This window comes from Reyranella sp., from assembly GCF_965279625.1.
Taxonomy (GTDB): Bacteria; Pseudomonadota; Alphaproteobacteria; order Reyranellales; family Reyranellaceae; genus Reyranella.
The window spans coordinates 3,394,416-3,420,015 of the sequence record NZ_OZ257251.1 but is presented as its reverse complement, the minus strand read 5'-3'; the positions used below and the strand labels follow the sequence as shown (position 1 = coordinate 3,420,015).

General features: G+C 66.7%; 23 protein-coding genes. 9 read left to right on the top strand and 14 right to left on the bottom strand.

Annotated features, from left to right (window positions below):
• Positions 1–5: 5 nt before the first annotated feature.
• On the top strand, positions 6–1,619 hold the full coding sequence (gene purH, locus ACQY78_RS16580) for a bifunctional phosphoribosylaminoimidazolecarboxamide formyltransferase/IMP cyclohydrolase (protein ID WP_428676835.1): 1,614 nt from the start codon (positions 6–8) through the stop codon (positions 1,617–1,619).
• Between the two features lie 130 nt (positions 1,620–1,749).
• Here the strand turns inward: purH and purT are convergent, their stop codons facing one another.
• From purT to ACQY78_RS16550, 6 genes are all read right to left on the bottom strand, one after another.
• The gene (gene purT, locus ACQY78_RS16575) at positions 1,750–2,940 is read right to left on the bottom strand and encodes a formate-dependent phosphoribosylglycinamide formyltransferase (protein ID WP_428676834.1); all 1,191 of its coding nucleotides are present in this window, start codon (positions 2,938–2,940) and stop codon (positions 1,750–1,752) included.
• A gap of 122 nt (positions 2,941–3,062) precedes the next feature.
• Positions 3,063–6,185, bottom strand: coding sequence for an efflux RND transporter permease subunit (locus tag ACQY78_RS16570; protein ID WP_428676833.1), 3,123 nt, complete (start codon positions 6,183–6,185; stop codon positions 3,063–3,065).
• Positions 6,182–7,393, bottom strand: coding sequence for an efflux RND transporter periplasmic adaptor subunit (locus ACQY78_RS16565; protein ID WP_428676832.1), 1,212 nt, complete (start codon positions 7,391–7,393; stop codon positions 6,182–6,184). Before ACQY78_RS16565 ends, ACQY78_RS16570 begins: the two co-directional genes overlap by 4 nt.
• 156 nt (positions 7,394–7,549) lie before the next feature.
• Positions 7,550–8,881, bottom strand: a complete 1,332-nt coding sequence (locus tag ACQY78_RS16560) for an aspartate aminotransferase family protein (protein ID WP_428676831.1) — start codon at positions 8,879–8,881, stop codon at positions 7,550–7,552.
• Entirely contained in the window at positions 8,878–9,768 is an 891-nt protein-coding gene (locus ACQY78_RS16555) for a MurR/RpiR family transcriptional regulator (RefSeq protein ID WP_428676830.1), read from the bottom strand. Before ACQY78_RS16555 ends, ACQY78_RS16560 begins: the two co-directional genes overlap by 4 nt.
• A gap of 22 nt (positions 9,769–9,790) precedes the next feature.
• On the bottom strand, positions 9,791–10,819 hold the full coding sequence (locus ACQY78_RS16550; protein WP_428676828.1) for an amino acid ABC transporter substrate-binding protein: 1,029 nt from the start codon (positions 10,817–10,819) through the stop codon (positions 9,791–9,793).
• Between the two features lie 241 nt (positions 10,820–11,060).
• Between ACQY78_RS16550 and ACQY78_RS16545 the strand changes: the two genes are divergently transcribed.
• Complete coding sequence (locus ACQY78_RS16545; protein ID WP_428676826.1) at positions 11,061–12,206, top strand: efflux RND transporter periplasmic adaptor subunit; 1,146 nt, start codon at positions 11,061–11,063, stop codon at positions 12,204–12,206.
• Positions 12,207–12,216: 10 nt separating this feature from the next.
• Positions 12,217–15,402, top strand: coding sequence for an efflux RND transporter permease subunit (locus tag ACQY78_RS16540; protein WP_428676824.1), 3,186 nt, complete (start codon positions 12,217–12,219; stop codon positions 15,400–15,402).
• Here the strand turns inward: ACQY78_RS16540 and ACQY78_RS16535 are convergent.
• Entirely contained in the window at positions 15,389–16,621 is a 1,233-nt protein-coding gene (locus ACQY78_RS16535) for an MFS transporter (RefSeq protein WP_428676822.1), read from the bottom strand. The genes ACQY78_RS16540 and ACQY78_RS16535 overlap by 14 nt on opposite strands.
• On the opposite strand from ACQY78_RS16535, the gene ACQY78_RS16530 reads away from it, so the two are divergent.
• Complete coding sequence (locus ACQY78_RS16530) at positions 16,620–17,309, top strand: TetR/AcrR family transcriptional regulator (protein WP_428676820.1); 690 nt, start codon at positions 16,620–16,622, stop codon at positions 17,307–17,309. The genes ACQY78_RS16535 and ACQY78_RS16530 overlap by 2 nt on opposite strands.
• 57 nt (positions 17,310–17,366) lie before the next feature.
• Here the strand turns inward: ACQY78_RS16530 and ACQY78_RS16525 are convergent, their stop codons facing one another.
• Both ACQY78_RS16525 and ACQY78_RS16520 read right to left on the bottom strand, forming a co-directional pair.
• The gene (locus tag ACQY78_RS16525) at positions 17,367–17,864 is read right to left on the bottom strand and encodes a DinB family protein (RefSeq protein ID WP_428676819.1); all 498 of its coding nucleotides are present in this window, start codon (positions 17,862–17,864) and stop codon (positions 17,367–17,369) included.
• Positions 17,865–17,885: 21 nt separating this feature from the next.
• On the bottom strand, positions 17,886–18,017 hold the full coding sequence (locus ACQY78_RS16520; RefSeq protein ID WP_428676818.1) for a hypothetical protein: 132 nt from the start codon (positions 18,015–18,017) through the stop codon (positions 17,886–17,888).
• Between the two features lie 102 nt (positions 18,018–18,119).
• On the opposite strand from ACQY78_RS16520, the gene ACQY78_RS16515 reads away from it, so the two are divergent.
• The 4 genes from ACQY78_RS16515 to ACQY78_RS16500 all read left to right on the top strand — a co-directional run bounded on the left by ACQY78_RS16515 (position 18,120) and on the right by ACQY78_RS16500 (position 20,637).
• On the top strand, positions 18,120–19,025 hold the full coding sequence (locus ACQY78_RS16515; RefSeq protein ID WP_428676816.1) for a LysR family transcriptional regulator: 906 nt from the start codon (positions 18,120–18,122) through the stop codon (positions 19,023–19,025).
• Positions 19,026–19,087: 62 nt separating this feature from the next.
• Positions 19,088–19,456: a hypothetical protein gene (locus ACQY78_RS16510; protein WP_428676814.1), complete on the top strand. Its 369-nt coding sequence runs from the start codon at positions 19,088–19,090 to the stop codon at positions 19,454–19,456.
• Positions 19,457–19,471: 15 nt separating this feature from the next.
• The gene (locus ACQY78_RS16505; protein WP_425068784.1) at positions 19,472–19,840 is read left to right on the top strand and encodes a nuclear transport factor 2 family protein; all 369 of its coding nucleotides are present in this window, start codon (positions 19,472–19,474) and stop codon (positions 19,838–19,840) included.
• A 5-nt stretch (positions 19,841–19,845) separates the two neighbouring features.
• Positions 19,846–20,637 carry an enoyl-CoA hydratase-related protein gene (locus tag ACQY78_RS16500; protein WP_428676812.1) on the top strand — a complete coding sequence of 264 codons (792 nt, stop codon included), beginning with the start codon at positions 19,846–19,848 and terminating at the stop codon, positions 20,635–20,637.
• 145 nt (positions 20,638–20,782) lie between these two features.
• On the opposite strand, the gene ACQY78_RS16495 is transcribed toward ACQY78_RS16500, so the two are convergent.
• From ACQY78_RS16495 to ACQY78_RS16485, 3 genes are read right to left on the bottom strand one after another with little or no spacing between them, the layout of a single operon-like run.
• A complete protein-coding gene (locus ACQY78_RS16495) occupies positions 20,783–21,919 on the bottom strand; it encodes a C45 family autoproteolytic acyltransferase/hydolase (RefSeq protein WP_428676810.1) in 1,137 nt (378 codons plus the stop codon).
• A gap of 9 nt (positions 21,920–21,928) precedes the next feature.
• On the bottom strand, positions 21,929–22,555 hold the full coding sequence (locus ACQY78_RS16490; protein ID WP_428676808.1) for a thiamine pyrophosphate-dependent enzyme: 627 nt from the start codon (positions 22,553–22,555) through the stop codon (positions 21,929–21,931).
• A gap of 1 nt (position 22,556) precedes the next feature.
• Positions 22,557–23,105: a phosphonopyruvate decarboxylase gene (locus ACQY78_RS16485; protein WP_428676807.1), complete on the bottom strand. Its 549-nt coding sequence runs from the start codon at positions 23,103–23,105 to the stop codon at positions 22,557–22,559.
• Positions 23,106–23,206: 101 nt separating this feature from the next.
• Here ACQY78_RS16485 and ACQY78_RS16480 point away from each other — a divergent pair, with 101 nt between their 5' ends.
• Complete coding sequence (locus ACQY78_RS16480) at positions 23,207–24,154, top strand: LysR substrate-binding domain-containing protein (protein ID WP_428676805.1); 948 nt, start codon at positions 23,207–23,209, stop codon at positions 24,152–24,154.
• Here the strand turns inward: ACQY78_RS16480 and hemJ are convergent.
• The gene (gene hemJ / locus ACQY78_RS16475; protein ID WP_428676804.1) at positions 24,141–24,566 is read right to left on the bottom strand and encodes a protoporphyrinogen oxidase HemJ; all 426 of its coding nucleotides are present in this window, start codon (positions 24,564–24,566) and stop codon (positions 24,141–24,143) included. The two genes, ACQY78_RS16480 and hemJ, sit on opposite strands and share 14 nt — an antisense overlap.
• Positions 24,566–25,597 (bottom strand): ferrochelatase, encoded by a 1,032-nt coding sequence (gene hemH / locus ACQY78_RS16470; RefSeq protein WP_428676803.1) that lies wholly within the window; start codon positions 25,595–25,597, stop codon positions 24,566–24,568. The genes hemJ and hemH overlap by 1 nt, the downstream gene beginning before the upstream one ends.
• Between the last annotated feature and the right edge of the window lie 3 nt (positions 25,598–25,600).

Sequence of the window (25,600 nt, the reverse complement as noted above, 5' to 3'; positions counted from 1 at the left end):
CGGCCATGTCCGCCTCGACCCAGTACGTCCCCTCGCCCACGCCCGACCTGGCCCGCATCCAGCGCGCGTTGATCTCCGTTTCCGACAAGGAGGGCCTGGTCGAACTGGGCAAGGCGCTGGCGGCGCACGGGGTGGAAATCCTGTCGACCGGCGGCTCGGCCAAGTCGCTGCGCGACGCCGGCCTCAAGGTGGTCGAGGTCAGCGATCACACCGGCTTCCCCGAGATCATGGACGGGCGCGTGAAGACGCTGCAGCCCTCGATCCACGGCGGCATCCTGGCCCGCCGCACCGATGCCGGCCACCAGAAGGCGATGAGCGACCACAGGATCGCGGGCATCGATCTGGTGGTGGTGAACCTCTACCCGTTCGAGGCCACGGTCGCGCGCGGCGCCGACTTCCCGACCTGCGTCGAGAACATCGACATCGGCGGCCCGGCGCTGATCCGCGCCTCGGCCAAGAACCACGACTTCGTGACGATCGTGGTCGATCCGAAGGACTATGCCTCGGTGCTGCAGGAGCTCGACGCCCACAAGGGCGCCACGACCCTGGCGCTTCGCCGCAAGCTGGCGGCCAAGGCCTATGCCCGCACCGCGTCCTACGATTCGGCGATCGCCAACTGGTTCGCTGGCCAGGAAGGCGAGACCTTCCCCGAGCGGCTGACCCTGTCGGCCGAGAGGGTGCAGACCCTGCGCTACGGCGAGAACCCGCACCAGAAGGCGGCCTTCTACAGCGACGGCAGCAAGCGGCCGGGCGTCGCCACGGCGCGCATGGTCCAGGGCAAGGAGCTATCCTACAACAATATCGGCGACACCGAATCGGCCTACGAATGCGTGGCGGAGTTCGCCGAATCCGCCATCGTCGTCGTGAAGCACGCCAATCCCTGCGGCGTGGCGGTCGATCCCGACCAGTTCACCGCCTACCAGAAGGCCTATGCCTGCGATCCGGTGTCGATCTTCGGCGGCATCGTCGCGGTCAACCGGACGCTCGAAGCCAAGGTCGCGGCCGAGCTGGTGAAGCTGTTCCTCGAAGTGGTGATCGCGCCCGACGCGACGCCGGAAGCGCTGGCCATTCTCGCCACCAAGAAGAATGTGCGCGTGCTGCTGGCCGGCGCCCTGCCGGATCCCTCGACTGCGGGCATGACGCTGAAGAGCGTGGCCGGCGGCTATCTCTTTCAGACGCGCGACAATGGCCATCTCACAAAGGCCGATCTCAAGGTCGTGACCAAGCGGTCGCCGACCGCGAAGGAACTCGACGACCTGCTGTTCGCCTTCACCGTCTGCAAACACGTGAAGTCGAACGCCATCGTCTACGCCAAGGACGGCGCCACGGTGGGCGTCGGCGCCGGCCAGATGAACCGTCGCGACTCCTCACGCATCGCCGCCATCCGTGCCGCCGAATCGGGCGAGGCCGCGGGCCTCACGGTGAGCCCGGCGGTCGGCAGCGTCGTCGCTTCGGACGCGTTCTTCCCCTTCGCAGACGGTCTGTTGGCGGCGGCCGAGGCGGGCGCCACGGCGATCATCCAGCCGGGCGGCTCGATGCGCGACAAGGAAGTGATCGACGCGGCCGACGAAAAAGGCCTGGCGATGGTGTTCACCGGGATGCGGCACTTCCGGCACTGAGGCACACCCTCGTCCTGAGGAGGCTGCGAAGCAGCCGTCTCGAAGGATGGGCTACAAACAAGGTGCTCGTTCCATCCTTCGAGACGCCGCGCTTTGCGCGGCTCCTCAGGATGAGGTGGTGTAGGTATCGCTACCCAACCCTGATCTTTTTCGCCGATGCCATCGCCTTGCGGCGCGCGTCCTTGACCGTTCGGCCGGTGGCGAGCGCGACGGCCATGCGGCGGTGGCCCTTCACCTCGGGCTTGCCGAAGATGCGCACCGACGTGCCCGGCGCGGTCAGCGCCTTGGCGATGCCGGTGTAGGTCGGGTCCTCTATGTTGCCGTCACCGAGGACCGGCACAGAGGCGCCGGGTTGGCAGGTGATCTCGGGGATCGGCAGGCCGAGGATGGCGCGGACGTGCAGCTCCATCTCGCTCATGTTCTGGGTGACCATGGTCACCATGCCGGTGTCGTGCGGGCGCGGCGACAGTTCGGAGAACCAGACCTTGTCGCCCTTCACGAACATCTCGACACCGAACAGGCCGCGGCCCTTGGCGCCGCACAGCGCGTTCACGACCTTCCTGGCGATGTCGCGCGCCTTGCGCAGCGCCGGCTTCGACATGGCATGCGGCTGCCAGCTCTCGCGATAGTCGCCGTCGACCTGGATATGGCCGATCGGCTCGCAGAAGCCGAAGCCGCCCTCGTGGCGCACGGTGAGCAGGGTGATCTCGTAATCGAAGTCGATGGCGCCCTCGACGATCACCAGCCCGGTGCTGGCGCGCGTGCCCTCCATTGCGATCTTCCAGCTCTTGGCGATGTCGGCGGGCTTGCGCGCGACGCTCTGGCCGTGGCCGGACGACGACATGGTGGGCTTGATGAAGCAGGGAAAGCCCACGGCTTCGGCGCCCGCCTGCAGCTCCTCGAGGCTGGCGGCAAAGCGATAGGGCGAGGTCGGCAGCTTGAGCTTCTCGGCCGCGAGCTTGCGGATGCCGCGGCGGTCCATGGTGAGCTGGGCGGCGCGCGCCGTCGGGATGACGGTCCAGCCCTCCTTCTCCAGCTCGACCAGCGTGTCGGTGGCGATGGCCTCGATCTCGGGCACGATGAAGTCGGGCTTCACCGTCTCGACGACATGGCGCATCGCCCCGCCGTCGCGCATGTCGAACACGTAGGCGCTGTTGGCGACCAGCATGGCCGGCGCATCGGCGTAGCGGTCGCAGGCGATGACCTCGATGCCGAAGCGCATCGCCTCGATGACGACTTCCTTACCGAGCTCACCCGAGCCCAGCATCATGAGCTTGATCGCGGAGGGCTTGAGCGGCGTGCCGAATTTCTTGATCTTCATGTGCCGATGATAGCAGGCGAGAGCGCAGGTCGTCCTGAGCGAAGCGAAGGACCTGACAGAGCGACCAACGCACTGCGTTGCTGGCGTGAGATCCTTCGCTTCGCTCAGGATGACAGATTGGGCTAGGGCTTCGACTCCGGCGGCTTCGGCTCTTCCTTGTTCTTCCGGGTCAGCAGACGGAAGAACAGCGGGACGAACAGGATGGCGACGAAGGTGGCGGCCAGCATGCCACCGATCACGCCGGTGCCGATCGAATGGCGGCTCGCCGAGCCGGCACCGCTGCTGATGGCCAGCGGCACCACGCCCAGGATGAAGGCGAGCGAGGTCATGACGATCGGCCGGAAGCGCAGCTTGGCCGCCTCCATCGCCGCATCGTAGGCGGAGAGCCCCTGCTGGTAGCGCTGCGAGGCGAACTCGACGATCAGGATGGCGTTCTTGGCGGCGAGGCCGATCAGCGTGATCAGGCCGATCTGGAAATAGACGTCGTTCTCCAGGCCCCGGATCCAGACCGCCAGCAGCGCGCCGAACACCGCGAAGGGCACGGCGGTGATGACGGCGAGCGGCAGCGACCAGCGCTCGTACTGCGCCGCCAGGATCAGGAACACCATGACGATGCCGAACACGAAGCCGAGGCTGCCGGCGCCCTGGCTGGCCAGCTCCTGATAGGCCGAGCCGGTCCAGCCGATCGTGTAGTCGCCGGGCAGGGTCTCGGCCACGACCTGCTGCATGGCCGCGATCGCCTGCCCCGACGAATAGTCCGGCGCCGGATTGCCCAGGATCTTGGCCGCGGGGAAAATGTTGAAGCGGTCGACCGTGTCGGGGCCGACGATGCGCGTCACCGTCACCAGCTCGTTGAGCGGCACCATCACGTTCTTGTCGGACTTCACGAAGACCTGGCGCAGATCGTCCGGCTTCTCGCGGAAGTCGGGCTCGGACGACAGGCTGACGCGATAGGTGCGGCCAAACAAAGTGAAGTCGTTGACATAGAGGCTGCCGAACGAACTCTGCATCGTGTCGAAGATCGAGTTGATCGGGATGCCGATCGCCTTGGCCTTGTCGCGGTCGACGTCGATCCGGTACTGCGGCACGCCGGTCGTGAAGGTGGTGGACACGCCCGTGAGTTCCGGCCGCTTGGCGGCGGCCTGCACGACCTTGTTGGCGGCCTCCGCCAGGCTCGCCAGCGAGCCGCCGGACCGATCCTGCAGGTAGAATTCGAAGCCGCCTGTCGTGCTCATGCCCTGGATCGGCGGCGGATTGAACCCGATCACCACGCCGTCGCGGAAATGGGCGTTCAGGGCGGCGAACGATGGGGCAAGGTTGCGTGCATCCTGTGCCGGCTCCTTGCGCTCCGACCAGTCCTTCAAGGTGACGAAGGAGACGCCCGAGTTGGTCTTCTGCGCACCCGACAGAAGATCGAAGCCGGAGAAGGTGACGACGTTGGCCACGGCCGGGTTCTTGCCCAGCTCCTCTGTGGCCTTGGCCGTGACCTCGCGCGTGCGCGAGAGCGATGCGGCGGGCGGCAGGGCGGTCACCAGGAAGACGTAGCCCTGGTCCTCGTTGGGCACGAGACCGCCCGGCACGCGCTGGAACAGAAAGACGGTCGCGGCGATGAGGACGGCGAAGCCCGCCAGCCCCAGCACCGTGCGCTTCAGCAGGAACGACACGCCGCCGGTGTAGCGCTCGGTCACCCAGTCGAAGCCCTTGTTGAACTGGGCGAAGGGCCACCACGGCTTTTCGTGGCCGGGCTTCAGGATCAGTGCCGCCAGCGCGGGCGTCAGCGTGAGTGCCACGATGCCCGAGATCACCACCGAGACGGCGATCGTCACCGCGAACTGACGATAGAGTTCGCCGGCCAGCCCGCCCAGGAAGGAGACGGGGATGAACACCGCGCAGAGGACCAGGACGATGGCGATGACCGGACCCGTCACCTCCTGCATCGCCTGGATCGCGGCATCGCGCGGGCTCTTGCCCTGCGTGGTCATGATCCGCTCGACATTCTCCAGCACCACGATCGCGTCATCGACCACGATGCCGATCGCCAGCACCAGTCCGAACAGGGTCAGCAGGTTGATGGAGAAGCCCAGCAGGTACATGCCGGCGAAGGTGCCGATGATTGAGACCGGGATGGCGATGACCGGGATGATCATCGCGCGCACGCTCTGCAGGAAGAGAAAGACGACCAGCACCACGAGGACGATCGCCTCGATGAAGGTGATGACCACCTCTTCGATCGACACCTCCACGAAGCGCGTGGTGTTGAACGGCACGTCGTAGCGCAGCCCGTCGGGGAAGCGCTTGGAAATGCGCTGCATGGTCTCGTTGACCGACCGGGCGACCTCCAGCGCGTTGGCGCCGGGCTGCAGGTAGACGCCGATCGGGACCGCGGGCGCACCGTTGAAGATCGCGGAAAAGCCGTAGGTCAGCGCGCCCAGCTCGACCCGCGCCACGTCCTTCAGGCGCAGCGCCCCGCCGATCTCGTCGGAGCGGATGATGATGTTCTCGAACTGCGTGGGATCGACCAGCCGCGGCGGCGTCGTCACCGAATAGGTGAACGCCTGGGGGTTCTTCATCGGCTCCTCGCCGAAACGGCCGGCGGCGAACTGCGAGTTCTGCTCGCGCACGACCGCCGCGACCTCGCCCGGCGTCAGATTGTATTGCGCGAGCTTGTCGGGCCGCAGCCAGATGCGCATCGAGTAATCCGAGGCCCCGAACAGGGCGGCGTCGCCGACGCCCGGCAGGCGGCGCAGCTCGTCGATCACGTTGACCAGCGCGTAGTTGCTGATGAACACCGTGTCGTAGCGCCGGTCCGGCGACGACATGGCCATCACCATCAGGATCGAAGAGGAGCGCTTCTGGACCACGACACCCTGACGCGACACCTCCGCCGGCAGAAGCGGCAGCGCACGCTGGACGCGATTGTTGACGTTGATGGCGTTCTGGTCGGGATCGGTGCCGATCTGGAAGCTGATGGTGAGGCTCATCGTGCCCGAGCCGGTCGAGGTCGAGCGCATGTAGATCATGCGTTCGACGCCGTTGATCTGCTGTTCCAGCGGCGCCGCCACGGTCGAGGCGATGGTCTCGGCGGTGGCGCCGGGGTAGCTCGCCGTCACCACCACGTCGGGCGGCACGATCTGCGGATACTGCGAGATCGGCAGCGCCCGCATGGCGACGAGCCCGGCCAGCACGATGACGATCGACAGGACGCTGGCGAAGACCGGCCTGTCGATGAAGAACTTGGAGATCACGGTCTGGTCCCGCTTCCGGCAGGCACCGCCTGAGTCGCAGGGGCAGCGGGTGCAGCGGGCGCCACCGGCATCACCTTCATCCCGGGCCGTACACGGATCACGCCGTCGATGACCACCTTTTCGCCCGCCTTCAGTCCGCTCTTCACGATCCAGCCCCGCTCGACCTCGCGGTCGAGCTTGACCGGGCGCAGCTGCGCCACGTCATTGGCTTCGAGCACGTAGACGGCCGCTCCCTGCGGCCCCTGAACGATCGCCGTCTGCGGCACCAGGATCGCGTTCGGCATGGTGACGCCGAGGATGTCGACCCGAACGAACTGACCGGGCAGCAAGCCGCGCTCCTCGTTGGGAAAGACCGCTCGGATCTGAACCGTGCCGGTGCGCGGATCGACGATGCCGGAACTGGTGTCGACCCGGCCGTCCAGCGGATAGAGGTCGCCATTGCCGAACCGCAGCTTCACGGTGACGTCGCTCTCGGTCAGCGGCCGGGCCCGCGTGGCGTTGATCTCCTTGAGCTCCCGCAGTTCGCCATCGGTCGTGGTGAAATACACATAGGCGGGATCGAGCTGGGTGATCCTGGTCAACAGCGTCTGCTGCGGCTGAATCAGCGTGCCTTCGGGGGGCGAAGCCTCGATGCTGGTGAGGCCGGCAATCGGTGCCTTGATCACCGTGTATTCGAGATTGAGGTTTGCGGTCTGCACATCGGCCTTGGCCGACGCCAGGGCCGCGGTCGCCTGCTCGCGGGCAGCGGTCGCGTCTTCCAATGCCTTCTGCGTGGAGACCTGACGCGCCGCCAGTCCCTCGACGCGCGTGAAGTTCTCACTGGCCTGGGTGAGCGTCGCCTGGGCCTGGGCCTCCTGTGCCTTGGCGCGTGCCAGCGAGGCCTCGAAGCTGCGCGGATCGATGCGGAACAGCACGGCGCCCGCCTTTACCGGCTCGCCGTCGGTAAACTCGCGCTTCTGCAGGATGCCGCCAACCTGCGAGCGGATTTCGACCACGCGGAAGCCCGACACACGGCCGGAATAGCGCAGAGGCAGCGGCACGTCGGCTGTCGCGAGCTGGACCACGCCGACTTCCGGTGGCGGTGGCGTGGCGGCGACCGGCGGCGCCTTCGGCTCGCGCAGGGCAAACCAGTAGACCGCCGCGGCGACGACCGCGACCACGACGACCGCCAGCACGGCGACGCGGGCCGGTGGAACGTTCACGGCCATCTGGCTAGGACTTCACGGTGAGCGTAGCCGAGGTCAAGAAGACGTCCCCCTGTCGCAGGTGTACCCGGCCCGGAGCAACTCAGCTCGCGGGCGCAGAAACACCGGGGGAAACGACGCGCTACGCCAAACGTTCCGCCGTCGCGGCAGAAAGCTTCGTCACCCGCCTTGCGCGAGGGCGTCGTCGATTGCGCGGCCGAGACGATCGACAATGTCGCCGATCTGCTCGGCGGTCACGATGAACGGCGGGGCCAGCAGGACATGGTCGCCGCGCTGTCCGTCGATCGTGCCGCCCATCGGATAGACCATGAGGCCGCGCGCCATCGCCGCCTTCTTCACCTTCGCATGGAGCTTGAGGGCGGGATCGAACGGCTCGCGGGTCGAGCGATCCTCGACCAGCTCGACCGCCTGTAAGAGACCGCGGCCGCGAATGTCGCCGACATGCGGATGATTCCCGAATCGCTCACCCAGCCGGCGCTGCAGGAGCGCGCCCATCGCCTTTACGTTGGCGAGAAGATCGTCGCGCCGGATCGTCTCCTGCACGGCAAGGCCCGCGGCACAGGCCATGGGATGTCCCATGTAGGTATGACCGTGCTGGAAGAAGCCGCTGCCCTTCGCGAAGGTCTCGTAGATATGCTTGCCCAGGAGCACCGCGCCGATCGGCTCGTAGCCGCCGCCCAGACCCTTGGCGATGGTCATCAGGTCGGGCGCGATGCCTTCCTGCTCGCAGGCATGCAGCGTGCCGGTGCGGCCCATGCCGCACATCACCTCGTCGAGGATCAGCAGCACGCCGTGGCGGTCGCAGATCTCGCGGATGCGCTTGAAGTAGCCCGGCGCCGGCGGCACCGCGCCCGAGGTCGCACCGACCACGGTCTCCGCGACGAAGGCCATCACCGTGCCGGCCCCCAGCTCGAGGATCTTCTCTTCCAGCAGGTCGGCGGCCCGCAGCCCATAGGCCTCGTCGGACTCGCCCGGCTGCTGGAAGCGATAGGCGAAGCAGGGATCGATGTGATGCGTCTCGATCAGCAGCGGCGAGAACGGCGCGCGCCGCCACGCATTGCCGCCGGCCGCCAGCGCGCCCAGCGTATTGCCGTGATAGCTCTGACGCCGCGCGATGACGTGGCGGCGTGCCGTCTCGCCGCGCTCGGTGAAGTATTGGCGCGCCATCTTGAGGGAAGCCTCGACCGCCTCGGAGCCGCCGCTCACCAGGTAGACGTGGCCGAGGCCCTTGGGCGCATCCTCGATCAGGCGGTCGCCGAGCCGTTCGGCGACGTCGGTCGTGAAGAAGCCGGTATGGGCATAGGCGAGCCTGTCGAGCTGCTCGTGCAGCGCCGCGGTCACCGCGGGATGGCCGTGGCCGAGGCACGAGACGGCCGCCCCGCCCGAGGCATCGAGGTAGCGCTTGCCGGTGCTGTCGACGATTTCGATGCCCGAGCCGCTGGCGGCAACGGGAAGGGACGAGCCGATCTGACGATGCAGGATATGGGTCATGGTCTTTTCCGGGGAAGGCGACGTGGCAGGTGGACGCCGAAAGCCGAAAGCTGGGCTTCGGTGCGCTCGAGCGCTTCCAGCGCCCGGTTGCCGCCGGCTCCGGCCACCAGCGCGGCGAGGATTTCGGCGACCGCCAGCAGCGGCGTCATGGTGTGAAAGAAGGAGGGGCTGTCGGTCGCCACCAGGAGCGTGGCGGTGGCGCGCGCGGCGAGCGGCGAGACTTCGCTGTCGGTGATCGCCACCAGCGGCACGCCGGCGGCGGTGGCGTAGTGCGCGGCCTCGATCGCAGCACGGGCATAGGGCTCGACGCTGGCGGCCAGCAGCACGTCGTCGGGCCCGGCGTCGCGGATGGCGTCGAGGCCGGTGCCGCCGGCGTCGTCGAGCATCACGGTTTTGTCGCCCAGCAGCGACAGCATGTAGTGGAAGTGCCAGGCCGCCGCGTGGCAGGAGCGCAGGCCGAGGCAGTAGACGCGACGGGCCGCGTGAAGGTGGCGGGCGGCAACCGCCAGCCGTTCCAGCGATTGGGGTTCGGCCAATTGCGCGATCTGCCGCGAGAGTGAGCGCGCCATGTCGGCGGCCAGCGCGCGCTCGCCGTGAAGCCCCTGCACCTCGACCTGAACGCCGGCCTTGCCCGCGAAGCCCAGCGCCCCCGAGCGCACCGCACCGGCATAGAGCGCGCGGACTTCGTCGTAGCCGTCGAGTCCCAGCCGCTTGGCCAGCCGCGTCATGGTCGCGGCCGGCACGCCGGCACGTCGCGCCTGCTCGCGCATCGAGAGCAGGGCGACGTCGTCGGGCCGGTCGAGCATGTAGCGCGCCGCGATCTTGAGTTGCGGCGACAACAGCTCGTAGGCCTCGACGATCGATGCGCTCAGAGGCCCGCCGGTCATCGTTCCGTCTCCGCGGCGTGCCTCAGCGCAGCGGCACCGGGTACATCAGGCCGCTCTTGGTCCACAGGGCGTTGAGCCCGCGCGGGAGCTTGAGCGGGCTGTCCATGCCGACGTTGCGCTCGAAGCTCTCGCCGTAATTGCCGACCTGCTTGACGATGTTGTAGGCCCACTTCTCGTCGATCTGCAGCGCCTTGCCGTTGCCCGGCGTGACACCGAGGAAGCGCTTCACCAGCGCATCGGTCGACTTCAACTGCTCGTCGACATTGGCCTTGGTGATGCCGCGCTCCTCGGCCTCGAGCATCGCCATGAACGACCAGCGCACGACGGTCATCCAGACATCGTCGCCGCGACGAACGAACGGGCCCAGCGGCTCCTTCGAGATCAGCTCGGGCAGCACCATGTAGTCGGCCTGCTTGCCGCGGGTCGCCAACGCCGACGCGAGGGCCGAGGAATCCTGGGTCATGGCATCGCAACGGCCGGCGAAGAACGCCTCGTACATGACGTCCTGGCTCTCGAAGACGACGGCCTTGATTTGCAGGTTCCGGCCGCGGAACCAGCTCGCCATGTTGAACTCGTGGGTCGTGCCTTGGGCGACGCAGATCGTGGCGCCGGCCAGCTCTGCGAGACCCTTCACGTTCAGCTTCTTCGGCACCATGAAGCCCTGGCCGTCATAGAAGTTGATGCCGGCATACTGGATGCCGAGGCCAGCATCGCGCTCGAGCGTGATGGTCGAATTGCGGACCAGCACGTCGATCTCGCCCGACTGCAGGGCGAGGAAGCGCTGTTGCGCCGACAGCGGCACGTATTTGGCCTTGGTCGCGTCGCCCAGCACGGCGGCGGCCACGGCATTGCACATGTCGATGTCGAGGCCGGTCCACTTGCCCTGGCTGTTGGGCAGCGAGAAGCCGGCGAGCCCGACATTGACGCCACAGATGACCTGGTCCCGCTTCTTCACGGTTTCGAGCGTCGACGGCGTCTGCGCCGAGACGCTGGCGGCCGTAAAGGCAATGGCGCCGAACGCGGCGCCGGCAGCGAAAAGTCGCTTGAGCATATGATCCCCCGAAAAAAGATCTCCGAGACTATCCCGCCGAAGCCTCGGTCTGCAACGAACGAATCTCTCGGAATATTATTGATCCGTTTGTTTCAAAATGTGTTCTGTCGGCTGGCAATGCCAGCACCGCAAAAGCGGTTTCTGTCATGCATCTCAGTTACTTCGGCAGCAATTGACACTGGGTTGCACTGCAACCACATGTCGACTTCGCGACGCAAAATGTTCGCGGGGGAGTCTACAAGTGTCCGTCCGTCGCCGCTTCCTGGCTCTTGCCAGTCTTTTCCTTTGCGCTCTTCCCGTCGCGTCTTTCGCCCAGGGCGGCCCGCCGGCGATGCCGGTCACGGTCTCCGAGCCGATCGCCAAGCGCGTCACGCAGTGGGACGAGTACTCCGGTCGCTTCGAAGCCGTCGCGTCGGTCGAAGTGCGCGCGCGCGTGTCGGGCTTCATCGACAAGATCGATTTCCGCGACGGCCAGCTCGTGAAGGTGGGCGACCCGCTCTTCACCATCGACAAGCGGCCCTATGAGATCGCCGTCGAATCGGCGGAAGCCGAAGTCGCGCGCAACAAGGCCCAGGTCGATCTGGCGGAGCTGCAGGTCGGTCGCGGCGCTTCCCTCATTTCCTCCCGCACCATCACCGAGGCGGAGCAGGATTCGCGCAAGTCGACGCTCGCCGTCGCCCGCGCCCAGCTCAAGTCCGCCGAGGCGGCCCTGCGCAACGCCCAGCTCAACCTCGAATGGACGCATGTCACGGCGCCGATCGCCGGTCGCATCTCCGATCGCAAGGTCGATGCCGGTAACCTGATCTCGGGCGGCCAGACCGGCGCGACGCTGCTCGCCACGATCGTGACGCTCGATCCCATTCGCTTCGTCTTCGACATCTCCGAGGCCGATCATTTGCGTTACAATCGCCTGATCCTGTCGGGCGCCCTTGCCTCCTCGCGTGACGGGGCCAATCCCGTCCGCATCCGTCTGTCCGACGAGACCGACTGGAAGCGCACCGGCAAGGTCGACTTCGTCGACAACGCGATGACCGCGCGGTCGGGCACGATCCGCGTGCGCGCCCTGGTCGACAACAAGGACCAGCTCCTGACGCCAGGCATCTTCGGCCGGCTGCAGCTGTTCGGCGGCGAGTACGACGCGCTGCTGATCCCCGACTCGGCCATCATCTCCGACCAGGCACGCAAGATCGTCTTCACCGTCGGCGACGACGGCGTGGTGCAGGCCAAGCCCGTCACGCTGGGCACGCTCGTCGACGGCCTGCGCGTGATCCGCTCCGGCCTCACGCCCACCGACAAGGTGGTGCTCGACGGCCTCGCCAATCCCATGGTCCGGCCCGGTGCGAAGGTCGTGCCCCAGAAGGGCGAGATCGTCGCCAAGGCCAAGTAAGGGCCCCCCCATGCGCTTTTCACATTTCTTCATCGACCGGCCGATCTTCGCATCGGTGCTCTCGGTCATCATCGTGATCGTGGGCTTCATCGCCCAGCGCGGGCTTCCCGTGGCGGAATATCCCGAGATCGCGCCGCCCACCGTCAACATCACCGCGACCTATCCCGGCGCCTCCGCCGAGGTGATCGCCGAGACCGTCGCCACGCCGATCGAGCTCGAGGTCAACGGCGTCGACGACATGCTCTACATCGAATCGCAGTCGACCGGTGACGGTCGTCTGTCGATCAACGTCGTGTTCAAGCCCGGCGTCGACATCGACCAGGCGCAGGTGCTGGTGCAGAACCGCGTCGCGGTCGCCCAGCCGCGCCTGCCCGAGGACGTGCAGCGTCTCGGCATCGTGGTCCGCAAGGCCTCGCCCGACCTGATGATGGTCGTGCACATGGTCTCGCCGGACGGCAGCCGCGACCAGCAGTACATATCGAACTACGCCACGCTCTACGTGAAGGACGTGCTGACCCGCGTCGACGGCGTCGGCAACGTGCTGGTGTTCGGCGGCCGCGACTACTCGATGCGCGTCTGGCTCGATCCCGCGAGGGTCGCCGCGCGCAACCTGACGGCCGGCGAAGTCGTGCTGGCGCTGCGGGCGGCCAACCTCCAGGTGGCGGCGGGCGCGGTCAACCAGGCCCCGGCGGTGTCGCCGGGTGGGTTCACCCTGTCGGTGCGCACCCTGGGGCGGCTGAGTTCGCCCGAGGAGTTCGAGAACATCGTGATCCGTGCCGAGCCGGACGGGTCGGTGACGCGCCTGCGCGACATCGCCCGCGTCGAGCTGGGCGCGCAGGACTACACGCTGAATGCCTACCTCAACAACAAGACGGCCACCGCGCTCGGCATCTTCCAGCGCCCGGGGTCCAACGCGCTCGCCACCTCGGACGCGATCATCGCCGAGATGGAACGGTTGAAGAAGACCTTCCCGTCGGGCCTCGACTACACGATCGTCTACAACCCCACGACCTTCATCCAGGCCTCCGTCGACGCCGTCATCACGACCCTGTTCGAAGCGGTGATCCTGGTCGTGATCGTCGTGATCCTGTTCCTGCAGACCTGGCGCGCGGCGATCATCCCGATCCTCGCCATCCCGGTCTCGCTGATCGGGTCCTTCGCGATCATGGCGGCGGCGGGCATCTCCTTCAACACCCTGTCGCTGTTCGGCCTGGTGCTCGCGATCGGCATCGTGGTCGACGACGCCATCGTCGTGGTCGAGAACGTCGAGCGCTACCTGACACAGGGCATGTCGCCCAAGGAGGCGGCGCACAAGACGATGGACGAGGTCGGCGGCGCGCTGATCGCGATCTCGCTGGTGCTGATCGCGGTGTTCCTGCCGACGGCCTTCATCACGGGCCTGCAGGGCACCTTCTACAAGCAGTTCGCCATCACCATCGCTGCCTCGACCGCGATCTCGGCCTTCGTGTCGCTGACGCTGTCGCCGGCGATGGCGGCGCTGCTGCTGAAGACCCATGCGCTGTCGCATGTCGAGAAGCCCAAGCCCGGCCTGATGGAGCGGCTTGCCTGGCCGGTCCGCTGGTTCTTCGACCACTTCAACCGCGGTTTCGAGGCCCTGTCGAATTTCTACGGTCGCATGACGGCGCGGGTGATCCGCATGGGCTTCATCATGCTGGTCATCTATGCCGGCCTGCTGGCGCTCACCCAGAACCGCCTCGCCTCGACCCCGACCGGTCTGGTGCCGCAGCTCGACCGCTCCTACCTGATCGCGGCCATGCAGCTTCCCGCCGGCTCGACGCTCGAGCGGTCGGACGCGCTGGTCCGCAAGGCCAGCGAGATCATCATGTCGCGACCGGGCGTGGCGAACGCCGTCTCGTTCGTCGGCTTCGACGGCGCGACCTTCACCAACGCGCCGAACACGGGCGTGATCTTCGTGACCCTGAAGCCGTTCAAGGAACGGCCGGGCATCACCAAGGACATGATCCTGGCCGACCTGCGCGGCCAGATGTTCGCGCTGCGCGAAGCCTTCGTGTTCGTGCTGGAACCCCCCGCCGTGCCCGGCATCGGCACCGGCGGCGGCCTCAAGGGTTACGTGCAGGACCGGGCGTCGCGCGGACTGACGGCCCTCGAAGGCGCCACCTGGGCGCTTGCAGGGGCGGCCGGACAGGCGCCGGGCCTCACCCAGGCCTTCACGCTCTACAATACGCGCACGCCGCAGATCTTCGCCGACATCGACCGCACCAAGGCAGAGCAGCTCGGCGTGCCGATCTCGCGCGTCTTCGAGACGCTGTCGGCCTACATGGGCTCGGCCTACGTCAACGACTTCAACATCCTCGGCCGCACCTACCGCGTGACCGTGCAGGCCGACGATCCCTATCGCCTCACGCTGCGCGACGTCGAGAACCTCAAGACGCGCAGCGTGAGCGGCGAGATGGTGCCGATCGGCGCCGTCGCGACCTTCCAGGACATCACCGGTCCCTACCGTGTCGCCCGCTACAATCTCTATCCGGCGGCCGAAGTGCAGGTGGCCCTGCAGCGCGGCTACTCCTCGGGGCAGGGCATCGCCACCATGGAGGCGCTGGCGGAGAAGGTGCTGCCGTCAGGTTTCGGCTTCGAGTGGACCGAGATCGCGCTGCAGGAGAAGCTGGCGGGCAACACCGCGATCCTGGCCTTCGGCCTGGCCGTGCTGTTCGTCTTCCTGCTGCTGGCGGCGCTCTATGAGAGCTGGCTGCTGCCGCTCGCCGTCATCCTGATCGTGCCGATGTGTATTCTCGCGGCGATGATCGGCGTGAACATCCGGGGCCTCGACCGCAACGTCCTGGTCGAGATCGGCCTCGTCGTGCTGGTCGGTCTGGCGGCGAAGAACGCCATCCTGATCGTGGAGTTCGCCAAGCAGGCGCATGAGCAGGGCATGAACCGCTTCGACGCGGCGGTCACCGCCTCCAAGACGCGCCTGCGTCCCATCCTGATGACCTCGCTCGCCTTCATCCTGGGCGTGGTGCCGCTGGTCATCAGCACGGGCGCCGGCGCGGAGATGCGCCAGTCGCTCGGCACCGCGGTGTTCTCGGGCATGATCGGCGTCACGATCTTCGGCCTGATCTTCACGCCGGTCTTCTATGTGCTCTCCGTCGGTCTGGCCGAGCTGCGCTTCAAATGGCGCAAGCAGGACATCAAGCCGGACCTCAAGCCGCAATAGGTGTCGGCGCAGGTGGCGGGCGCATCAGCGCGAACGCCACCTGCACGATGCCGGCGGTGAGCCCCATCGCGACACCGAGGCGCCAGGCGAGATCGTAGGAGCCCAGCGCGTCGAACAGCAGGCCGCCGCCCAGGGCGCCGACGAAGCTGCCGACCTGGTGGCTCATGAAGGCGACGCCCTGGATCATCGCCTGCCAGCGCAGGCCGAACATCTCGACCACCGATCCTGCGACCAGGGGGCCGACACCCAGCCACAGGAAGCCCATCGCCGAAGCGAAGACGAGCGTGCTGACCGGCGTCGGCGGCATCACGAAATAGCAGGCCAGCACGATCGAGCGGGCGATGTAGATGCCGCCCAGCAGGCCGAGTTTGGGCCAGTGACCGCCGGCCCAGCCGAAGAACAGGCTGCCGAACACGTTGAACAGCGCGATCGCGCCCAGCGCGCCGGCGCTGAGCGACGGATCCATGCCGCAGATCGCGAGATAGGACGGCAGGTGCGTGGTGATGAACAGCAGCTGCATGCCGCAGACGAAGTAGGCGGCCGTCATCACCAGGAAGGACGGGTGGCGAAGCGCCGCGCGAAGTGCGATCCGCGGAGACGCTGCACTGATGTCGCCCGCCGCCGGGGTCGGAGGGGCCAACCGGTCGATCCGGCCCGCGATCCAGGCGGCTGGCAGCATGAAGACGGTCAGCGCGAGGAAGCCCAGCAGCCCGGCGCGCCACCCCAACTCGACCGTGAGGGTCTGGCCGAGGGGCGCCGAGAGCAGCGCCCCCAGCGAGCCCGTCGCGGTGATCGCGCCCAGCACGAAACTGCGCGACTTTGCCGGCACCGCGCGGGCGCCCACGGCGAGCGAGATCGCGGAGGCCGTACAGGCCAGCGCCATCCCGATCAGCACACCACCGCCCAGCATCACGCCGGTCATGCCGTCCGCCCTCGAGAACAGGCCGAGCCCGGCAACGTAGAGGGCCGCGCCACCGACCATGATCGGCCGAAAGCCCAGCCGCACCGCCAGCGCTCCCGCGACCGGCTGCAGGAAACCCCAGGCGAGGTTCTGGACGGACATGGCCAGGGCGAAGTCGGAGACCGTGAGCGCGATGTCGCGCGTGAGCGACGGCATCACGAGGCCGAAACTCTGGCGCACGCCCATGCCGAGGCTCAACATGACCGAGGCGCCGATCAGGATCGGCAGGACGGGCCGCAGGTCCTTGAGGGTGGTCATGGCAGCGCCCTTCCGAAATTACACAATTCTGTGTAATCTACGGACGGCACCGGAAAAAGGTCAAGACGGCATGGCGAGAGCGGATGTCAGGGCAGCGATGCAGGAACGCATCCTCGAGACGGCGGACCGGCTATTCTACGGCCAGGGCATCCGTGCCGTCGGCGTCGACACGATCGCGGCCGAGATCGGCATCAGCAAGCGCACGCTCTACAATCACTTCCCGTCGAAAGACGATCTGATCGTGGCCTACCTGTCGCGCCGGCTGAAACCCGCGCCGCCGTCCGACCGGCCTCCGCTGGAACAGATTATGGGCGCCTTCGACCGGCTGGAGCGCACGATCGCGACCGGTGTGTTTCGCGGCTGCCCCTTCGTGAACGCCGTGGCCGAGCTCAAGGAGCCGGCGCACGCCGCCAACAGGATCGCGCTGGCCTTCAAGGAACAACGGCGCACTTGGTTTCAGGCGCTGTTGCAGCAGCTCGGCATCGAGGAGGCCGAATCCCTGTCGCTGCAGCTCCAGATCCTGATCGATGGCGCCATCGCCGCCGCCATCGTACGCGGCGACCCCAAGGTCGCGGCGGCGGCGCGTGAAGCGGCGACTGTGTTACTGAAAGCGGCGGGTGTGTCTTCTATTCGCAAGACTCCCCGCCCCTGTCATCCTGAGCGCAGCGAAGGCTCTAACGTCCGATAAGGAGTGCTCTGGTCGTTCCGCCAGGTCCTTCGCTGCGCTCACGACGACAAGGAGAAGTTACGTCGGATCGGGCCGCAGCACGCGATGCAGATCGAGCACCGGCGGCTTGTGCCCCAGTTGCGAGAGCAGCGTGTGCACCTGGGCCCTGTGGTGGGTCTGGTGATTGAAGAAGTGCGGCAGGATCACCGACCAGGGATCCTCGGTGTCGAAACCGGAATTGTTGACGTACCTCACGCTGCCCCCTTCGAAGCCTTCGGGCAGGTTCGCGAAGAAATGCTCCATATGACGGTCGAGGCGCTCGCGTTCCGCGCGCAACGCTTCGAACTTCTCGAACTGGACCGCGCCCAAGCCAGTGGACACATGCGCGCCGCCTTCGAACCGCGCCATCCAGATCCGGTCACCCAGCAGCAGATGGTTCAGCGTACCGTGCACGCTGCCGAAAAAGGCGCCGAGATCGCGACGGTACTCGGCACCGGAGAGCCCGGCGCAGGCCGCATACAACTTCTCGTTGGCCAGCCGGTTGTAGCGGGCGTACTGCGCCCAGATCCCGCTCATGGCCTGCCCCGCGACGCGACGTTAGCGAGCCGCGGCGGAAACCCAGCGGGCGAAGTGGCGAATGAGGCCGGCCACGGCGGCGCCCCGCAGGCGCAGCGCACGGGCTTCTAGGGCGCGACGTTCGGCAATGGTGGGATAAGGCGTCGTAAACATGGGAAAGACCTCCAAGGGTTGAAAGGAACTAATTCCGTTCTTCCTGGGGGTTAATACGGAGTGTATGACCAACACTCGTGAATACTATTCATTAATGGCGCAATGATCGATCATGCGAGCGAGATGGCGGCCTTCGTCCGGGTCGTTGATTCGAAAGGCTTTTCCGCTGCTGCGCCCAGCCTCGGCCTGACCCCGTCGGCGGTCAGCAAACTGGTGACGCGCCTGGAAACGAGGCTGGGCGTGCGGCTGCTCCAGCGCACCACCCGGGCGATCAGCCTCACCGAAGAGGGCGAGGCGTTCTACGCCACGGCGCGGCGCATCGTGGGCGAGATCGAGACCCTGGAGAACCAGATCAGCGGCCAGAGCGGCACGCCGCACGGACTGCTCAAGGTCACGACCTCGCTCGCTTTCTCGACCCATCAGCTGGCGCCCGTCATCGCGGAGTTCCTCGAACGCTATCCGCTGCTGCAGCTCGAGCTGATGCCGACCGACCGGGTGGTCGACATGATCGAGGAAGGGGTCGATGTGGCGATCCGAATCGGGCGACTGGCCGACACCAGCTTCATGGCGCGCAAGATCGGCGAGGATGTTCGGCTGGTCTGCGCCTCGCCCGCCTACCTTCGAAATCGTCGCCCGCTGCAGCGGCCGGAGGACCTGACGCGCCACAACTGCATCGTCTCGCGCGACCGCACCTATCTCAACCGCTGGCCGTTCCGCATCGATGGCGAGATCCGCGAGATCGAGGTCGGCGGCCGGGTCGCCGTCACCGAGGGCGAGGCCCAGATGCGGCTGGCGCTGCAGGGGCTGGGCATCGTGCGCCTGACTCGCCTGACGGTCGCCTCGGCCATCAAGAACGGCGAGCTGGTCTCGCTGCTGGAGGCGTTCCGGGCCGAACAGCCGATCCCGATCCATGCGGTCTATCCGCACCGTCGGCATCTCGCGCCGAAGGTGACGGCCTTCATCGATTTCATTCTGGAGAAGTTCTCGCCGCCGCCGTGGGAGATCTAGGGGTGGAGATTTAACCGCCGGGATGATGCTAGGGTCCCGCCCAACAAACATAGGGAGGCAAGATGAACGCCGAGACCGACCTTTTCGTGCAGGCCTTCTGGGTCAAGTGCCGCGACATCATCCGGCCCGAACTCGACGAGGCCGTCGATGCCCTGCGCCATGCCGGCCACGATGCCAATATCTCGACCCTGGAATTCTCGCCCGACGAGAAGACCGCGCCCGAGAGCGGCCCGACCCTCATGCTGACCATCCATACCAGCGGAGCGTCCAACACCCGCCTGCTGCGCTACCGCGGCGACGTGCAGGCGAAGGAGATCGAGGTCATGGCCTCGGAGTGCAAGACCTCGCGCTACGATCTCTCCGCGGTTACGCAGGCCGGCGTGAAGAACGACATCGCGCTCTGCTTCGGATCGTTGCTCAAGACCAAGTAACCCTGGGAGGATTCCATGGCCGATGCCATCGACGACCTGTTCCGCCGCTTCGGCAAGGCCTTCAACAAGGCCGATGTCGACGCGATCGCCGACTGCGTGACCGACGATTTCGAATGGCGCCTGAATACCGGCGGCGCGCCAACCGGGCGGGTGCTCAAGGGCAAGGAGGCGCTGCGCGCGCACTTCGCCGACAAGAGCACGGCGCATCGCGAAGTGCGTTTCTCCGAGGCCAGCATCCATCGCGCCGGCGACAAATTGTTCGGCACCTTCCGCGCCACCGGTATCGACCATGCCGGCAAGCCGTTCGATCGCTACGGCATCGACCTCTACGAGGTGAAGGACGGCAAGATCGCGCTCAAGGACAGCTACATGAAGGCCGAGTGACTTCGATGTCGAACGATACCGTGCTCTGGGAAATCGACCGCCGCGGCGTGGCCACCGTCACGCTGAACCGGCCCAAGGTGAACAACGCCTATAACGGCGACCTCATCCAGGGCCTGCACGACGCGATGGATGCGCTGGGTTCTGAGAGCGGCTTGCGCATCGTCGTGCTGCGCGGCAACGGCAAGCATTTCCAGGCCGGCGCCGATCTGTCGTGGATCACCGGCGTCGCCAAGCAATCGCCCGCCGAGAACGAGAAGGTGAGCCGTCTCACCGCCGAGGCGGTGAAGCGTCTCGACACCTGTCCTGTGCCGACGCTGGCACTGATCCAGGGCGGCTGCTTCGGCGGTGGCACCGGCATCGCGGCGGCCTGCGATGTCGTCGTGGCGCAGGAGGATGCGCTCTTCTCCATTAGCGAGACGCGCTGGGGCCTGATGGCCGGCATCATCCTGCCGCAGCTCTGCCAGGCCATCGGCCTGCGCCAGACGCGCCGCTACGCGCTGACCGGCGAACGCTTCGGCGCCCACGATGCGCGCCGTCTCGGCCTGGTGCACGAAGTCTGCCCGGTGGGCGGTCTGGCCGAAGCCGGCGAGAAGATCGTCGAGTCCGTGCTGATGAACGCCCCGCGCGCCACCACCGCGACCAAGCTGCGCTCGCTGGCTTCCGCCCGCGCCTTCATCGACGAGGGCGAACTGCGCGATCTGATCGACGAACACGCCCGCACCCGCCAGCAGGACGAAGCCACCGAAGGCCTCGCGAGCTTCAGAGAGAAGCGCAAGCCGTCCTGGTATCCGGGCTAAAAAAAGCCGTCGTCTCTCCGCTCCGGTCGAGACGAAGCCTTTCTTTGCTTGTCATCTTGAGCGCAGCGAAGGATCTGGCGCCAGCAACGGAGTCCTTTGCTCGCTCCGTCAGGTCCTTCGCTGCGCTCAGGACGACAACAGCGATCTACTCCGCCGCCTGCTTCTGTGCGAGGCGATCGGGCGTCAGCGTGTAGGTCGTGAACTGGCGGTTCAGCGCCGGCATCGGGCAGGCTTCGAGATGGCCCTCGGCCGGGCGCATCAGGATCATGGCCGTGGTCGCCGTCGAGACGCCGCGCGAGTTGAGGCGGGGCGGGCGGCACACCGAGTAGGGCGTGCCCCAATCGTCGAAGAAGGCCTGACGGAAATCTTCCAAAGTGAGTTTGCCGCGCTTGGGCGAGAGCTGATCACGCACCCGCTTGTCGCGATAGATCGAGTCCGGCGTCTCGGCGAGGCCGGTGTCCTTCACCTTGGCGCGCGCCGAATCGGCGATCCAGTGATTGGCGTGCACATAGAGGCCGCGGTCGGGCGCGATCCAGAACGTCTCGTCGGGCGCGCATTCGAAGCCGAAGGCCTCGCCGCCACAATGGCTGACGGCCATGTGGTTGGAGCCGGGCTTGGGCGTCGAGACGATGGTCTGCACCGCATGGGCGAGGTGCGCGGCCTCCAGCACCTTGCGGCGGATGAAGGGCAGCGGCACGCCCTGCCCGCGCTGATAGTCGCGGTCGCATTCCAGGGCGTTGGCCGTGAGGCCGATGCCGGCCGAGTTGAGGCCCGAACGCGCAAGGCCACCCGCTTCGGTGAAGGTCAGGATATCGGGTCCGTCGTCGCGCCGGATGCGCAGCACCACGCCGGTCTCGGCGCACTCCGACCGCCAGTCCCAGTTCTGGCCATGCAGCAGCACGCCATCGCTGCTGGCTTCGGGCAGCGCGAGCGCCGCGGTGCAGCCGTCGGGAAAGTGCTTGGCGGCCTGCTGCTTGCGCGCCGCGACCACCATCTCGGTGCGGGCGTTCATCAGCACCACGGCAGCGAAGGGCTCGTTCGCGCCTTCGGCGATGCCGCGCATTTCCTCGACATAGGCCGGATCGAACCTGTCGATCAGCGGCACCATCGCCTCAGCGCGCCGCTCCAGCTCCTTCCAGTCGACGCCCGTCTTGAGCAACGACTCGGCGTACATCTTCGCGCCGCGCTTCAAACGATCCGCGGCGGCCTTGCCGTGAATCCGACCCCGCTCCCTGGGACCGCCGGACAGATCGATCAGCGGGAAGGGAGCGTAGTCGGTCATGGCAGCCTCTTAAGCGTGACCCAGCAGGGCCTGGCGGAAACGGTCCTTGAGATGCGCGCCATCCTGCGGCGGCATCACGAACTCCAGCTTCTCTACCATGACCTTCACGAGCCGGAACACCGGCCCCTTCTTGGTGCGCACGTCCTTCACGAACTCTGCGACCTCGCCGGCCTCACGCACCGTCGTGGCGTCGGCGATGCCGCAGCCGCGGGCGATCATGGCGAGATCGGTGCCGGCGCCGGAATCGGTCGGGCCGTTGTTGCGCGGGCTGGTGTGGGTGGCCTGGTTGCCGGTCTCGCCGAACTTCTCGTTGTCGAGCACGACGATCGCCAGGTTCTCCGGCATCTGGGTCGCCACGGTGGCCAGCGAGCCCAGGCTCATCAGCATGTCGCCGTCGCCGGTGATGACCAGCACGCGCTTCGTGGGCTGCGCCAGGGCAAGGCCCAGGCCCATGCCGACCGGGGCGCCCATCGAGCCCCACAGCGGCATGTTGAGCGGCCGATCGCCCGCAGCGGTTATGTCCCAGTTGGACGAGCCGAGGCCCGCGATCACCAGCAGATTATCGTCGGCGCCGTCGAGGAGTTGCTTCACCAGAGGGCGGCGCTGCAGCGTGGCCCTGTGCGCTTGCGTGCTCATCTCACTTCTTCCCGAAATTCTTGATGCCGATCAGCTTCTGGCGCAGCAGCACGGCGACGGCCTGACCGCCGTTGAAGGCCGAGCGCGCGGCGGCGTCGACCGTGGTCTTCACCTCGGCGGCATTGTCGACCGAGTAGAGCAGCACGCCCATCGCCTCGAGCACCTTGGGCGTGCCCTGGCCCATCGGATACTGCCAGGAATTGAACTCGCCCCAGTCGCCGCGCATCGTGATCAGGGTCAGGAACGGAAAGCGCAGCGTCTTGGGCATGCCCATCAGGTTGATGGTGTTGCCGACACCCGAGCTCTGCATCAGCAGCACCGAGCGCTGGCCGCCCAGCCAGGCGCCGGCGGCGAGCGGAATGCCCTCCTCCTCGGTCGTGAGGGCCAGGGTGCGGATCGAGTTCGACGTCTGGCAGGCCTCGATCAGCCGGCCATGGCCGGCGTCGGGCACGTGATAGACCTGCTTCACGTCATGGTCCTGGAAGACCTCGAAAATCTGGTCGCGCCAATCAACTTTGGAAGGGGCAGGCTGCGTCGGGGCGGCGGTCATGTTTCTCCCATCCGGCTCAAGTCGGCGGCACATTAGCTATAACGCCAACGAAACTCGACGACCGTTGGGAATGAACAGATATAACTATATTGTATCGCTCGATGGAGCTTTCCCAACTTCGCACCCTGATCCATGTCGCCGAGCTCGGCAGCCTGAGCAAGGCGGCCGACCGGATCGGCATCGCCCAGCCCGCGCTGAGCCGCCAGATCCGGATGCTGGAGGAGGAGCTGTCGGTCCGCCTGTTCACGCGCCACGGGCGAGGCATGGTCCTCACGGACAAGGGCCGCGAGATCCTCGAACACGCCACGCGCGTCATGACCGAGCTGGAGGAGATCCGCGCCACGGCCTCCGATCTGGACGCACCGTTGCGGGGCCGCATCTCCATCGGCTTTCCGCCGACGGTGGCTGACATCCTCTCGCTGCCCCTGGTCGCCGCGTTCGGAAAGAGCCACCCGCAGGTCGAGCTGCGGCTGGTCGGCGCCTATACGGGCCATCTGCTCGACTGGCTGCATCGCGGCGAGATCGACGTCGCCATCCTCTACGACCCGAATTCCGCCCGATCGCTGCGGTCGGAGCCGTTGCTGCTCGAGAACCTGTTCCTGATTGGCCCGCCCGACTCAGGCCTCTCGGGCGAACGCTCGATCCCGTTCAAGGACCTCGACGGCAAGCGCATCCTCCTGCCCAGCACGCGTCACGGCTTGCGAACGATCGTCGAGCAGTGCGCGGTGGAAGCCGGCATCGCACTGCACATCGCCATCGAAGCCGATTCCTACGCGACCTTGAAGGATCTGGTGCGTCATGGTCATGGCTGGACGATCCTGCCGCTGTCGCCCATTCACGACGACATCGACGCGGGCCGCCTGGCCGCGGCGCCGCTCACCGATCCGGCGCCGGTCCGGCAGCTGGTCCTGTCCTATCCGGCGGACCGGCCGGTCTCGCGTCTCACACGATTTGCCGGCGAGACGATCGCCGATATCGTTGCCGACCATGTCGAGCGGAAGATCTGGCCCGGACGACTGCTCGGTCGCGGACAACTCAGAACGGCTTGAGCACCACCAGGAAGACGATCGCGACCATCAGCAGGGTCGGTACCTCGTTCCACCAGCGATAATAGTTCGCCGGGCGTACGTTTCGATCTTCCGCGAATTCCTTGCGCCAACGTCCGTACAGGTGGTGCACGACGGTGAGGCCGCAGACCAACGCGAACTTCGCGTGCCACCAGCCGGCATGCCACCACTCGCCCTGCCAGGTGAGCGAGAGGCCGAAAACCCAGGTCAGGATCATCGCCGGGTTCATGATGCCGCGCAGCAGGCGCCGCTCCATGGTCTTGAAGGTCTCGCTCTGCACCGAGCCCTTCTCGGCATCGGCGTGATAGACGAACAGGCGCGGCAGGTAGAGCAGTCCGGCCATCCAGGCGATGACCGAGATGATGTGCAGCGCCTTCAGTACGTCGTAGAGCATCACGCCGCTCCGGCGATCAGCGGGCAACCGCGGTGGTTGCCGCTGCACGGCATCGACTTCGCACCATGACAGATCGCGACCTGCGGTTCGGCCAGGATGGCGCGTACGCGGTCGGCGAGCCCCGCGATGAAGGCGGGATGCGTGCCCACGGTCGGCACGCGAACGTAGGCCGGCACGCCGTTCTTCTCGCTGAGATGACGATACTCGATGTCGAGCTCGACCAGGGTTTCGGAATGCTCCGACACGAAGGCCAGCGGATAGAGCACGATGGCCTTGCCGTCGCTGCCCGCCCGCTGGATCTCCGCATCGGTCGAGGGGCCGATCCATTTCAGGGGCCCGACCCGGCTCTGGTAGCAGACCGACCAGTCGAGACCGCCGATGCGGTCGGCAATTGCCTTGGCGCTGCGTTCGACCTGCGCCTGGTAAGGATCACCGGCCTTGACGATCTTCTCGGGAAGCCCGTGTGCCGAGAACAGCACACGCACGGGACGATCGCCCATTTCGGCGAGGCCCTGCTTCACGAGCTCCACGGACGCCGAAATGAATCCTTCCTCGTCGGGATAGCAGCAGACGGTCTGTGTCGGCACATCGAGCTTCGCGGCCGTTGCCGCTTCCTTCCAGGCCTTCACCGAGGAGGCCGTCGTCGTGGTGGAGAATTGCGGATAGAGCGGCAGCAGGACGATGCGATCGGGCGCGAAGCGCTTCACCGAGCGCACGACGGCGTCGGTCATCGGATGCCAGTAGCGCATGCAGACATAGCCGCGCCATTCATGCTCCGAGCCCAGCGCCTCCTCGAGTGCGCGGGCCTGGGCCTCGGTCTGCCCGAGGATCGGCGAGCTGCCGCCGATCTGCGCGTAGATGGCCTGTGCCTTGGGTGCACGACGGCTGGAAATGAACCGCGCCAAGGGCAACCGGAAGAACGATGGCAGCGAGATGATCGCCGGATCGCTGAACAGGTTGCGCAGGAACGGCTGCACGGCTTCCGGCGAATCCGGGCCGCCGAGATTGAACAGGACGATGGCAATCTTCATCGC

Excerpts from the sequence above, each read along its gene's own strand:
- ACQY78_RS16555 (WP_428676830.1), bottom strand. The coding sequence starts at position 9,768 with ATGACCGGCGGGCCTCTGAGCGCATCGATCGTCGAGGCCTACGAGCTG.
- ACQY78_RS16495 (WP_428676810.1), bottom strand. The coding sequence starts at position 21,919 with ATGACCGACTACGCTCCCTTCCCGCTGATCGATCTGTCCGGCGGTCCC.
- purH (WP_428676835.1), top strand. The coding sequence starts at position 6 with ATGTCCGCCTCGACCCAGTACGTCCCCTCGCCCACGCCCGACCTGGCC.
- hemJ (WP_428676804.1), bottom strand. The coding sequence starts at position 24,566 with ATGCTCTACGACGTACTGAAGGCGCTGCACATCATCTCGGTCATCGCC.
- ACQY78_RS16480 (WP_428676805.1), top strand. The coding sequence starts at position 23,207 with ATGGAGCTTTCCCAACTTCGCACCCTGATCCATGTCGCCGAGCTCGGC.
- purT (WP_428676834.1), bottom strand. The coding sequence starts at position 2,940 with ATGAAGATCAAGAAATTCGGCACGCCGCTCAAGCCCTCCGCGATCAAG.
- ACQY78_RS16550 (WP_428676828.1), bottom strand. The coding sequence starts at position 10,819 with ATGCTCAAGCGACTTTTCGCTGCCGGCGCCGCGTTCGGCGCCATTGCC.
- ACQY78_RS16515 (WP_428676816.1), top strand. The coding sequence starts at position 18,120 with ATGATCGATCATGCGAGCGAGATGGCGGCCTTCGTCCGGGTCGTTGAT.
- hemH (WP_428676803.1), bottom strand. The coding sequence starts at position 25,597 with ATGAAGATTGCCATCGTCCTGTTCAATCTCGGCGGCCCGGATTCGCCG.
- ACQY78_RS16560 (WP_428676831.1), bottom strand. The coding sequence starts at position 8,881 with ATGACCCATATCCTGCATCGTCAGATCGGCTCGTCCCTTCCCGTTGCC.
- ACQY78_RS16510 (WP_428676814.1), top strand. The coding sequence starts at position 19,088 with ATGAACGCCGAGACCGACCTTTTCGTGCAGGCCTTCTGGGTCAAGTGC.
- ACQY78_RS16505 (WP_425068784.1), top strand. The coding sequence starts at position 19,472 with ATGGCCGATGCCATCGACGACCTGTTCCGCCGCTTCGGCAAGGCCTTC.
- ACQY78_RS16500 (WP_428676812.1), top strand. The coding sequence starts at position 19,846 with ATGTCGAACGATACCGTGCTCTGGGAAATCGACCGCCGCGGCGTGGCC.
- ACQY78_RS16540 (WP_428676824.1), top strand. The coding sequence starts at position 12,217 with ATGCGCTTTTCACATTTCTTCATCGACCGGCCGATCTTCGCATCGGTG.
- ACQY78_RS16530 (WP_428676820.1), top strand. The coding sequence starts at position 16,620 with ATGGCAGCGCCCTTCCGAAATTACACAATTCTGTGTAATCTACGGACG.
- ACQY78_RS16565 (WP_428676832.1), bottom strand. The coding sequence starts at position 7,393 with ATGGCCGTGAACGTTCCACCGGCCCGCGTCGCCGTGCTGGCGGTCGTC.
- ACQY78_RS16520 (WP_428676818.1), bottom strand. The coding sequence starts at position 18,017 with ATGTTTACGACGCCTTATCCCACCATTGCCGAACGTCGCGCCCTAGAA.
- ACQY78_RS16490 (WP_428676808.1), bottom strand. The coding sequence starts at position 22,555 with ATGAGCACGCAAGCGCACAGGGCCACGCTGCAGCGCCGCCCTCTGGTG.
- ACQY78_RS16485 (WP_428676807.1), bottom strand. The coding sequence starts at position 23,105 with ATGACCGCCGCCCCGACGCAGCCTGCCCCTTCCAAAGTTGATTGGCGC.
- ACQY78_RS16535 (WP_428676822.1), bottom strand. The coding sequence starts at position 16,621 with ATGACCACCCTCAAGGACCTGCGGCCCGTCCTGCCGATCCTGATCGGC.
- ACQY78_RS16525 (WP_428676819.1), bottom strand. The coding sequence starts at position 17,864 with ATGAGCGGGATCTGGGCGCAGTACGCCCGCTACAACCGGCTGGCCAAC.